This is a genomic window from Mesorhizobium album, assembly GCF_033977205.1.
Classification (GTDB): Bacteria; Pseudomonadota; Alphaproteobacteria; order Rhizobiales; family Rhizobiaceae; genus Mesorhizobium; species Mesorhizobium album.
Window position 1 is genome coordinate 1 of sequence record NZ_JAVIIW010000087.1, and the last position, 10,517, is coordinate 10,517.

Annotated in this window: 9 protein-coding genes; 2 read left to right on the plus strand and 7 right to left on the minus strand. The window is 68.0% G+C overall.

The features are described 5' to 3' along the window. Positions 1-141: 141 nt before the first annotated feature. The gene (locus tag RFN28_RS33875; RefSeq protein ID WP_320291488.1) at positions 142-1,056 is read right to left on the minus strand and encodes a LysR family transcriptional regulator; all 915 of its coding nucleotides are present in this window, start codon (positions 1,054-1,056) and stop codon (positions 142-144) included. A 134-nt stretch (positions 1,057-1,190) separates the two neighbouring features. On the opposite strand from RFN28_RS33875, the gene RFN28_RS33880 reads away from it, so the two are divergent. Both RFN28_RS33880 and RFN28_RS33885 read left to right on the plus strand, forming a co-directional pair. Then, positions 1,191-2,657: an MFS transporter gene (locus tag RFN28_RS33880; RefSeq protein WP_320291480.1), complete on the plus strand. Its 1,467-nt coding sequence runs from the start codon at positions 1,191-1,193 to the stop codon at positions 2,655-2,657. Between the two features lie 340 nt (positions 2,658-2,997). Continuing rightward, on the plus strand, positions 2,998-4,575 hold the full coding sequence (locus tag RFN28_RS33885) for a bifunctional AfsR/SARP family transcriptional regulator/alpha/beta hydrolase (RefSeq protein ID WP_320291481.1): 1,578 nt from the start codon (positions 2,998-3,000) through the stop codon (positions 4,573-4,575). A gap of 282 nt (positions 4,576-4,857) precedes the next feature. On the opposite strand, the gene RFN28_RS33890 is transcribed toward RFN28_RS33885, so the two are convergent. From RFN28_RS33890 to RFN28_RS33915, 6 genes are all read right to left on the minus strand, one after another. Then, positions 4,858-6,102, minus strand: a complete 1,245-nt coding sequence (locus RFN28_RS33890) for an MFS transporter (RefSeq protein ID WP_320291482.1) — start codon at positions 6,100-6,102, stop codon at positions 4,858-4,860. A gap of 9 nt (positions 6,103-6,111) precedes the next feature. Beyond that, the gene (locus RFN28_RS33895; RefSeq protein ID WP_320291483.1) at positions 6,112-6,567 is read right to left on the minus strand and encodes a MaoC family dehydratase; all 456 of its coding nucleotides are present in this window, start codon (positions 6,565-6,567) and stop codon (positions 6,112-6,114) included. Continuing rightward, entirely contained in the window at positions 6,564-7,856 is a 1,293-nt protein-coding gene (locus RFN28_RS33900) for an NAD(P)/FAD-dependent oxidoreductase (RefSeq protein WP_320291484.1), read from the minus strand. Before RFN28_RS33900 ends, RFN28_RS33895 begins: the two co-directional genes overlap by 4 nt. An 11-nt stretch (positions 7,857-7,867) precedes the next feature. Beyond that, positions 7,868-9,094 carry a flavin-containing monooxygenase gene (locus RFN28_RS33905; protein WP_320291485.1) on the minus strand — a complete coding sequence of 409 codons (1,227 nt, stop codon included), beginning with the start codon at positions 9,092-9,094 and terminating at the stop codon, positions 7,868-7,870. Between the two features lie 74 nt (positions 9,095-9,168). After that, the gene (locus RFN28_RS33910) at positions 9,169-9,747 is read right to left on the minus strand and encodes an OsmC family protein (RefSeq protein ID WP_320291486.1); all 579 of its coding nucleotides are present in this window, start codon (positions 9,745-9,747) and stop codon (positions 9,169-9,171) included. 272 nt (positions 9,748-10,019) lie between these two features. Then, on the minus strand, positions 10,020-10,256 hold the full coding sequence (locus RFN28_RS33915; protein WP_320291487.1) for a DUF1127 domain-containing protein: 237 nt from the start codon (positions 10,254-10,256) through the stop codon (positions 10,020-10,022). Positions 10,257-10,517: the final 261 nt, after the last annotated feature.

Here is a 10,517-nt window from a genome sequence, read left to right on the forward strand (position 1 = left end):
TCGGGGCGAGTTTGGTTCTGCTGTCATGGCAAATCCCTTCAGAGTGGTTGGTAGCAAACCGACTCTGATCTCCCTCAGGCCGCTGTCCACCACTCATCATGGGATCTCTGGTCTGCCGACCATCTCCCCCACAAGGGACCCTCAAGGGGGGAGATTGCGCGCTGCGCTGCCCCCGCACACTTCGCGCACCACGCCCCGCAGCCAGCGATGCGCGGGGTCGGCGTCGAGGCGCGGGTGCCATAGCAGCGAGATGGTGAGGCCGGCGAGCTTCACCGGCAGCGCGAAGGTGAAGAGGCCTTCGCGCAGTGTGCCCGTATAGCGCTCGGGCACGGTGGCGACGAGGTCGGAACCGCGGGCGAGCGCCAGCGCCTCGGCAAAGCCGCCGACCACCGTCGCGCTCGCGCGCTCGAGCCCCACGAGCTCCAGCGCGTCGTCCACCGGGCCGCGGTCGAGGCCGCGGCGCGAGATCAAGATGTGGCGGCCGGCGGCGAAGCGGGCGGCGGTAATCCTGCCTTCGCTCAGCGGATGGCCCGGCCGCACGACGCCGACGAAACGGTCGCGGAACAGCGCCTGCGTGCGCACCTCCGGGCCGGTCGAGCCGCCGACCACGCCGGTTTCGAGATCGACGCTGCCCTCGCGCATCGGCGCGCTGTCCTTGTCGGGCTTCGGCACGAAGCGCAACTGCACTCCCGGCGCCTCTTCCGCCACCCGGGCAATCAACGCCGGGCCGAAGTTCTCGACGAAGCCGTCGCTGTTGCGCAGCGTGAAGCTGCGCGCAAGGCGCTTGAGATCAAGCCGCTCGGCGGGACGCAGCATCGCTTCCGCTTCCTTCACTAGGCGGCCGGCTTCCGTGCTTAATTCGATCGCGCGCGGCGTCGGCACCAGGCCGCGCCCGGCGCGCACCAGGAGTGGGTCGCCGGTTGCCTCGCGCAGCCGTGCCAAGGCGCGGCTCATCGCCGACGGGCTGAGCTTCATCCGCCGCGCCGCTCTCGCCACACTGCCTTCGGCAAGCAGCACGTCCAGCGTGACAAGCAGGTTGAGATCAGGTCGCGACATGGCGCGACAATAGCATGGTTGCGGCTGCATGACATGGCGTTTCATGCACTGATTAAGTGCAAACGCTGCATGTTCCGCCATATCAGCCATGCGCCTATCTTCCCGGCACGTTGCACCTAAGCCGGAGAAGAACCATGACCGACATTGCCGATCCACGCGCCGTGCCCGCAAGCCGCTCGACGGCGGGTGCGTTGGCCAGCCTGTCGCTTGCCATGCTGCTCTCTTCGCTCAGCACCAGCATCGCCAATGTCGCGCTGCCGACGCTGAGCATAGCCTTCGCTGCCTCCTTCCCGGCGGTGCAGTGGGTGGTGCTTGCCTATCTGCTCGCCATCACCGCGCTCATCGTCAGCGTCGGGCGCCTCGGCGACCTCGTCGGCCGCCGGCTACTGCTGGTCGCCGGCCTCGCGCTGTTCAGCGCAGCCTCGCTGGCGGCTGCGCTCGCGCCGACGCTGCCGCTGCTGATTGCCGCGCGCGTCGCGCAGGGGTTGGGCGCGGCGGTGATGATGGCGCTGACCGTCGCTTTCGTCGGCGAGACGGTGCCGAAGGAGCGTACCGGCAGCGCCATGGGCCTTCTCGGCACCATGTCGGCGATCGGCACCGCGCTTGGGCCGTCGCTCGGCGGCGCGCTGATCGCCTTTCTCGGCTGGCGCGCGATCTTCCTCGTCAATGCCGCGCTGGGCGTTGCCGCCATGCTTGCTGCGCACCGCTTCCTGCCGGCTGATCCGGCGGCGAGACCCGACCGCGAAGCGGCGAGCATCGACTGCAATGCGGCGAGGCTCAGCGGCGCGAGGGGAGTTGGCCGGCGTTTCGACATGCTCGGCACAGTCCTGCTTTCGCTTGCACTTGCAGCCTATGCACTGGCGATGACCACCGGACGCGGCCATTTCGGCGGCACGAACATCGCGCTGCTGGTGATGGCCTTCCTCGGCGCCGGCCTGTTCCTCTACGCCGAGGGCAAGGTGCCGTCGCCCTTGGTCAAGCTCACGCTGCTGCGCGACCCGGTGCTGGCGCCGAGCCTTGCCATGAATGCGCTGGTCTCGACGGTGATGATGGCGACGCTTGTGGTCGGGCCGTTCTTCCTGTCGCGTGCGCTGGGCTTGAGCGAGGCGCTGGTTGGCGCCGTCCTGTCGATCGGCCCGGTCGTCTCGGCGCTGTGCGGCGTCGTCGCCGGCCGCATCGTCGACCGGTTGGGCGCGTCCGCGATGGTCGCCGCCGGGCTGGCGCTGATGGCCGTGGGCTGTGCCGCTCTCTCGGCGCTGCCGGTGCTGTTCGGCGTTGCCGGTTACGCGGCGGCGATCATGGTCCTGACGCCCGGCTACCAGCTCTTCCAGGCAGCCAACAACACCGCCGTCATGGCCGACGTGGATGGGAGCGAGCGCGGCGTGGTCTCGGGCATGCTCAGCCTCTCGCGCAATCTCGGCCTGATCACCGGCACGGCGGTGATGGGCGCGGTGTTTGCTTTTGCGGTGGGCGTGGGTGACATAGCCGGGGCGGCGCCGGAGGCGGTCGCCGGCGGCATGCGGGTCACGTTCGCGGTGGCGGCGGGTTTGGTGGTGGTGGCGATGATGATTGCGGTGGTTGGAGGTTTGCGAAAGCGCTGACGCGCTCAATCTCCCCCTTGTGGGGGAGATGCCTGGCAAGGCAGAGGGGGCGCTGTCCCGCCAGCCTGTCTTGCTTATCACACGTAAAGTCCCGGAAAGGTCGAGTTCCTTCGCACCCCCTCTGTCCTGCCGGACATCTCCCCCCACAAGGGGGAGATCAGCAGCTTCCGCGCCGCGCCTTTCTTCGCCGCCCGCCAATGTAACCCATCCCACATTCCCCGCGCCCGTCTTGCCGTATCGGCTTCCGTAAATTAGCCGATTTTGATATTGCGGTGCGGTCTTCTCCCGCCGCATCGACGAGAGGCCAGGGGGTATTGGCAGTGGAAGGGTATCCGGCCACATGACCGACAGTCCGCAAGCCGGGCTGCTGCAGCTGTGCGTGCTCGGCGATTTCCAGGTGGCCCGCGACGGCGCGCTGCTCGACCTGCCACCGTCGCGCAAGACAAGAGCCTTGCTTGCCTATCTCGCCGTCACCGGCAAGGCGCACCAGCGCGAGCGGCTTTGCGAAATCTTCTGGGACATTCCCGACGATCCGCGCGGCGCCCTGCGCTGGAGCCTGTCCAAGATCCGCCAGGTGTTGGGCCAAGACGAATCCGCCTTGGTCGCCGACCGCAACAGCGTCTCGCTCAGGCTAGCAACCGACTATGCCCGGCTGCTGCCGCTGGTGAAGGGCGATCTTTCCTTGGCGTCGACGGAAGAGCTCGAGGCCGTTGCCCTTTCGATCCGTGGCGATTTCCTGGCCGATCTCTCGCTCGAGCGCTGCTTCGAATACGAGGCCTGGCGCGCGGGCGTTGCCAGCGAGGTCGAGATCGTCGAGCTCGGCATATTGCGCGAGCTCATTGAGCGGCTGGCCGACGAGCCGAGGCGGGCGCTGCCGCTTGCCCGGCGCCTGCGCCGCCTGCTGCCGGAGGATATCGGCCTGGCGGAAGAGATCGAGGCGCTGGAGGAGAAGGTCAGGGCGGCAGCCGCCCATCCGACGACACACTCTGCGCCACCAAGCACGAATGCCGCGGCACCGGCGCAATCATTTTCGCCTTCGCCCGCGAAGGGCTCGGCGACCGCGCAGGACCCTGGCCGCGCCGTCCACTTCTGCCGGGCCCTCGACGGCACAAGGCTCGCTTTTGCCAAGACCGGCAGCGGCCCTCCCATCCTTCGCGCCGCCCATTGGATGTCGCATCTCACCTTCGACTGGGACAGTCCGATCTGGCGGCATTGGATGTCGGAACTGTCGCGCGAGAACCAGTTGGTACGCTACGACGAGCGCTGCAACGGACTGTCGCAACGCCACGTGGTCGACGTCTCGTTCGACACCATGGTTTCGGATCTCGAATGCGTGGTCGAGGCGGCGGGGCTCGATCGCTTCACGCTTCTTGGCCTCTCGCAGAGCTGCGCGGTTTCGATCGCCTATGCCGTACGCCATCCCGAAAGGCTGTCGGGCATGATCCTCTACGGCGGCTATGTCAAAGGCTGGCGGGCGCGCGGTGACGCCGGCGAGATCGCCACGCGCGAGGCCGCGGCGACGCTGATGCGCGAAAGCTGGGGCAAGTCGAATCCGATGTTCCGCCAGGCCTTCTGCTCCATGTTCATCCCCGGCGCCACGCACGAGCATTTCGCCTGGATGGACGATCTGATGAAGCGCACCGTGTCGCCGGACGACGCCTGGCGCCTGCAGAGCGCCTTCTCCGTGATCGATGTCGGCGACCTCCTGGAAAAGGTGCGGGTGCCGACCCTGGTCCTGCACGCGCGGGAGGATAACGTGGCGCCGGTGGAGTCCGGCCGCACCATGGCGGCCGGCATTCCCGGCGCGCGCTTCTTCGAGCTGGAAAGCCAGAACCACATCCTGCTCGAGGGCGAGCCGGCCTTCGACGAGTTCATCGCCCACGTCCGGGCCTTCGTCGCCGAGACGGCGGGATCGTAAAATAGCATCGCCGCCTGCCGGTTTCCGGAATGGCGGTAGCCTTGGCGACAGCCCTTCCGCGATCGCGCAATTTTCCTCGCGGCGGGCGAAGCCTATCTTTGACGGTGGCGGTTGCCCATTCCGCCTTCGGCCGGTGCCTCAGTTACCCAACGCCCCCCGCCCGCTGCGGCGCCGGCCTCACTCTCGGCAAGCTGCCGAAAACAGCGCCGACTATTGGCGGCCTCTCGGCCCGGCCCCGCGCAGCGACCGGTGAGCCGGGCTGAGGCTCGACACCCACCATGTTCACTGCTTGCCGCCTGCCATGCGCGCCGCGGCCGGCAAGCGCCGAAGCGCCAGCATCGCGGCCATGCCGGCAAACGGGCCAGGCGCCAGCATCAGGAAAGCCCAGCGCCAGCCGAGCCAGTCCGCGACATGGGGCAACAGCCAGATCGCCAGCACCGTCAGTCCGAAGCCCGATCCGAGCTGCACCGACAGCGCCGTGCCGACGAAACGGCGGTCGGCAAGCTCGGTGACCGCCGCCGAGAACTGCGCGGAATCGCCGATCACCGAAACGCCCCAGACGACGATCACCAGCCCCAACAGCCAGAGCGGCCCATCGAAGACGAAGCCGATCGTCAGCGCGCAGAGGCCGGACACCGTCATCATACCGGCGGTGGTGAGGCTGCGGCCGAAGCGGTCGGAAAGCACGCCGCCGAGCAGGCAGCCCCCGGCGCCGGCGGCGACGCTGAGGAATGTCAGCAGCGAGGCGAGCGCCGGAGAGGGCCGCTGCTGCGCCTCGAGCGCGGCGCGCACATAGGCGATCAGCCAGGCCCACATGGCATAGAGTTCCCACATGTGGCCGAGATAACCGATATTGGCCAGCATCAGCGCCCGGTCGTGGAAGATCGCGCCGATCCGGCGCGGCTCGAAGACAGCCTTGCCGAAAGGATACGGCCCCTCGCTGGCGAACCAGAACAGCGTCGAACCGACGAGCGCGGCCGCGGTCGTACCCAGCACCACCAGCTGCCAGTCGAACGAGCCGGCCACCGCCCGGAACAGATGCGGCAGCGAGGATCCAAGCGTCAGCGCGCCGACCAGGGCGCCGAGCGCCAGCCCCCGGCCACGCGCGAACCATGTGGACGCGAGCTTCAAGGCCGGCGGATAGACGCCAGCCAGCGCGACGCCGGTCAACAGGCGCGCGGCAACGGCGCCTGCCGGTGCTGGCTGCATGAGAAGCGAGGCATTGGCCGCCGCCGCCACGAGCGCCGAGATCGCCATCAGCCGGTTGAGCCTGACAATATCCGGCAGGTTGACCACGCTGGCGGCCAGCGCGCCAGCGACGAAGCCAATCTGCACGCCATTGGTCAGCCAGATGTCGATCGGCCCGGACAGGCGCCATGCCGCCTTGAGCTCGGCCGTGATCGCCGTTGCCGAGAACCAGGTGGTCAGCGACAGCACGACGGCCAGGCACAGCAGTCCCAGCATCTCCCAGCGGCGCGTATCCGCGCAAAGCTCGGCCGCCGGGACCGCGGTGCGCCAGAGCGTCATTGCGAAGGCTCAGACCTTGGCCAGCGGTACGGTGAACACGGTTGCGGTGCCGGTGAGGCAAAGCTCGCCCGCTTCGTTGCGCACCGATGTCACCAGCTTTGTGATCGGCTTGTCGGCGCGCACTTCCTTGACCTCGACGCGGCCGGTGATCAATTCGCCGACGCCGACCGCCTTGACGAATTTCCATGAGACTTCGAGGAACACCGAGCCGGGGCCAGGGAGGTCCTCCGCCACCACCGCGTTGAGGATGCCCGAGGTGACGCCGCCCTGCACGATCAGCTTGCCGAACACCGAAGCCTCGGCGAGTTGCTTGTCGTAATGCAACGGATTGCGGTCGCCGGTCATTTCGGCGAACGCGTCGATATCCTGCGGTTGCGTGCGCCGCGAACGCTCGGCGGCGGCGCCAACTTGCGGCCGCCCCTTGATGACGCCGATCCACCCGTCCTTCATTAGATGCACAGTCATGGTCTTGCTCCGGTTCGATTGCGATAGAGGTTCGAGGCGCCGGGGGCGCCGGGGTTGGCCCGCGGCTCGTCCTGGTTCGCCGGCGCCCGATAGGTGGTCGGCCGGCCCGCGGCGCCGCAGACCGGCGTCGACTGTCCGGCGAGCGCCAGCACCTCGGCCTTCATGACAGCGCTGAAGCGGCGATGCCGCTCGCCGAGGTCGGCAAGGGTCCAGTCGAAGCCCGCGACGGCGTCCGTGGTGTCGAGGATCTGGTTGGCGAAGAGGTCGCGCTCCTGCCGCCAGATCTCGAACGCCGCCTCGGACCCGTCGAGGATGGCGCGCGCCAGGCCCTCGGCGTCGCGCAGCGCATCGGAAATGCCGTGCGAGGTGATCGGATCGCGGAAGAAGCCGGCATCGCCGACCAGCGCCCAGCCCGGGCCATGGGCCTGGCGGATATAGCCGGGCACGCCGCGGAACGCCTGCAGGCGGGCATCGGTCGGCGCGCGGCTCGCCTGTTCGGCCAGCGCCGGCGAAAGCGCTTCCAGCACCTCCATGCGGGCGCGGCCGTGGCCGAGGCGGAAGCGCTGGTCGAACAGCCGCGTCGGCACCGAGGCGACGATGCAGGCCAGCCCGTCATTGGTGGGAATGAGGCCACCGGCGATGCCGTCGCGAAAATACCAGTGATAGCCGGCACCGGGTTCGACAGGTGCGTAGCCATAGACATGGGCGGCCGAAACAGAGCCGCTTCGCAGCACCTGCGCGTCGCAGCATTTGGCCACCAGCGAGCCGATGCCGTCGGCGCCGATCACGATGTCGGCGCTCACTCGCGAGGCGGCGCGGCCGGCGCCGCGGATCTCGACGCCGCGCACGCGCCCGCATGTGTCGGCAAAGAGATCGCCGACCGCCATGTCGTGCAGGAACTCGGCGCCGGCCTTGCGCGCGGCATCGACGAGGATGCGGTCAAGCACGGCGCGCCGTGGCGCGATCAACCCGGGAAGATCGGGTCCGGTGTTGAGCGGGATGGTGATCTCCTCGTCGCCATAGTGGAACGTCGTCGCCTCGACCAGCGGCGTGCCGTCCTTGAGCAGCGGCTCCAGCAGGCCCCAGCGCGACAGCTGCAGCACGGCGGGCCGCATCAGCGCATGCGTGGAAAGCGTGTCGGAGCCATAGGGCCTGCGATCGATCGCCAGCACTTTGAGGCCGCCGCGGGCGAGCAGCAGGGCCGTCGAGGCGCCGGCGCAGCGTGCGCCGACGATGATGGCGTCGTAATGGGGGCGCTTAGGCACGGGCGGCAGGGAATTTATCGGCATCGTCATTGTCCTCAGGCGGCTTGGCGGCCCTTGCGGTCGAGATAGCGACAGATCTCGGCGGCGATCGCTTGCGCGTCCGTGCCGACGCCGCCGATGAAGTTGGAATCGCGCTTGCGCAGGAAGCGAAAGCCGAGCGCGTAGAGCCCGGGCACGCTGGTGACGCCGCCCTGATGCGCGAGCTCGCCGTCGGCGCCGAGCGCGGCCGGCTCCAGCCAACCGAACGAACGGGAATAGCCGGTCGCCCAGATGATCGTGCGGATCGATCCATCGGTCAGCGAGAGCCGTTGGCGGCGAGCCGAAGGCACCGCCACAGGTTCGCGCCGGCCTGATCGCGCCTCGCCGGCGAAGCGGTCGATCTCGGCGAGCAGGCGCGCCTGCTTCGCCTCAGCCGCCGCGATCTGCGTGGCGAGATCGTCGGCAAAGGCGATCTCGCCATTGGCAATGCCGCGCACCCGCCCAGCCAGCTCCACGCCCAGCGCCTGCAGCGTGGCGAGGTCGACATCGGCCTTGTCCGACCGCCCGACAAGCTGCAGCGAGGGCTGGCGCCTGGCGCTCTCGGGATTGGCGAGCGCGTCGAGCGGCTGCGCCATGAAGCCCATCTCGCAGAGCCAGAAGAAGATGTCCTTGCCGCGCCAGCGCCTCGGCAGGCGCGTGTGCTTGCCGACAGACAGCGTCACGCGCCGGCCGGCGCGCGCCAACTCGTCGGCGATCTGCACGCCGGATGACGAGGCGCCGACGATCAGGACCCCGCCGGGCGGCAGTTCGCCGGCGGAACGATATTGCGAAGCGTGGATATTCAGCGGGCCGCCCTTGGTCTCGGACGCAAAAGGGATCATTGGCCGGTCGCAATGGCCGGTGGCCACCACGACGGATTTGGCCGACCACGCGCCGGCGCTGGTGTCGAGCACAAAGCCGTTGCTGGTCCGCGTTGCCGAAAGAACCTCGACGCAGCATTCGACCGGCGCCCGCCAGCGCCCCACATAGGCCTCCAGGGTCGCCACGAAGGCGCTCTTGTCGATGAAGCCGTCGGGGTCGTCACCCGCGTAGGGCGAGCCCGGCAGCGCGTTCAGCCAGTTGGGCGTCAGAAGCCGGAGCGAACGCCAGCTCTGCGAGCGCCAGCGCTCGCCGATGCGGCCGCGCTCCAGCACGGCATGCTCGATGCCGATCCGGCCGAGGCAATGGCTGAGCGCAAGCCCGGCCTGGCCCGCGCCGACGATGATGACGTCAGCCCGTTTCATGGCTTCTTGTCCATTGGCATTGCGGGAGACGGCCGTGAGCGAACCGTCTCCCAGCGGGTTATTGGATTGTCGGATTACTGGATGGTCTTGATCCCGACCGTCACCGGCACGCCCTTGGTCAGCAAGTCGAAAACGGCCGAACGGGCGCGGGCCTGTTCGACAAGCTGGTTGAGTTTCTCGGCCGGCGCGTCGCCCTCGACCTCGAACGACACCTGGATGTTCTGGAAGCCGTTGCGCACCTCGTCGGAAATGCCGAGGATGCCGCGCAGGTCGATGTCGCCGTCGACCGAGCACTTGACCCGGCTGAGCTTGATGCCGCGCGCCGCGGCAATGTTGGCAAGGCCCGCCATCAGGCAGCTTGCCAGCCCATGCAGCAGCCATTCGACCGGGGTCGGCGCGTTGTCGGCGCCGCACAGGATGGCCGGATGGTCGCTGTCGGCGTAATAGGGCTTCTCATGCTTCTGCTCCTGGCCGGCGCCGAAGAAGCCGTGCATGACGCTCTTGCTGTGCGTACCCTCGATCCATTCGTTGTGGGCGCGGAACTGGAACTTCGCCAGCTCCGGCTGACCGGCCACGAAATTGATCGTCGCGATCAGGTTCGGCGTGTCGACGCCATTGAGCGGAACGCGTGCAGGCTTGGTGTTCGGTTGCATTTCTCTTCTCCCAGGTTGCTTTGCGGCTTGGTTGCCGTGACGGCCTTCTTTTGGCGGTCGAGCGTTTGAGCGAGAGTGGGTGCGAGCGTGGAATTTTTGATACGCGCACCGTGGAAATTGCATTGGGCGTTTCATTTCGCACACGCGCCTGTCGCTGGAATCCAATGGCGAGGAGGCCGGTCGGCGGGGCAGGGCCAAGCACGAAAAACCCCGGCGATGCCGGGGCTTTGACTGGCCTTGACGCCATTCCGGCCGCCGTGGCGGCCAGCGCTTCAGCTGTCGATCCCGTCCGTGTCGAAGGGCGCAAGGCGCACGCGGGTATAGTGCTCGATCTGCGAGCGGCTGATGCCGATATCCTTCAGCATAAAGTCCGGCATGGCCTGCAGCGCGGCGCGTTCGCTGCGCATCTTGATGGCGCGATAGGCCAGGCTGAGCGCGCGTCCGGCAAGGCCGGACAGGCTGAAGCCCGCCCGACCGGTTTCGCAGGTGGTTCGATCCAAGCTCGTCATTATCGTCTCCATTGGCTGTGGGCGCGCTTCCTTCGCGCGGTCAGCGGCGACGATGCGGCATGAGCGAGGGAGCGAGCGTTGGAGCCCGCGTCGAAATTGCCGTGGAATCGTCAGGGGGCGAAAGCGAGCGAGCGCCCCTCCTTCTCCCCTTTGTGGGCTAGCGTGCGCACACATTTGCGTCTGTGGGATGTCAAGCGGAAGGTGGGGCTGCGAAAGGGGCTTGAAGGGCTGGAATCACGTGTGATTCTGTAGCGGCCATTG

Excerpts from the sequence above, each read along its gene's own strand:
- RFN28_RS33875 (WP_320291488.1), bottom strand. The coding sequence starts at position 1,056 with ATGTCGCGACCTGATCTCAACCTGCTTGTCACGCTGGACGTGCTGCTT.
- RFN28_RS33880 (WP_320291480.1), top strand. The coding sequence starts at position 1,191 with ATGACCGACATTGCCGATCCACGCGCCGTGCCCGCAAGCCGCTCGACG.
- RFN28_RS33885 (WP_320291481.1), top strand. The coding sequence starts at position 2,998 with ATGACCGACAGTCCGCAAGCCGGGCTGCTGCAGCTGTGCGTGCTCGGC.
- RFN28_RS33890 (WP_320291482.1), bottom strand. The coding sequence starts at position 6,102 with ATGACGCTCTGGCGCACCGCGGTCCCGGCGGCCGAGCTTTGCGCGGAT.
- RFN28_RS33895 (WP_320291483.1), bottom strand. The coding sequence starts at position 6,567 with ATGACTGTGCATCTAATGAAGGACGGGTGGATCGGCGTCATCAAGGGG.
- RFN28_RS33900 (WP_320291484.1), bottom strand. The coding sequence starts at position 7,856 with ATGCCGATAAATTCCCTGCCGCCCGTGCCTAAGCGCCCCCATTACGAC.
- RFN28_RS33905 (WP_320291485.1), bottom strand. The coding sequence starts at position 9,094 with ATGAAACGGGCTGACGTCATCATCGTCGGCGCGGGCCAGGCCGGGCTT.
- RFN28_RS33910 (WP_320291486.1), bottom strand. The coding sequence starts at position 9,747 with ATGCAACCGAACACCAAGCCTGCACGCGTTCCGCTCAATGGCGTCGAC.
- RFN28_RS33915 (WP_320291487.1), bottom strand. The coding sequence starts at position 10,256 with ATGACGAGCTTGGATCGAACCACCTGCGAAACCGGTCGGGCGGGCTTC.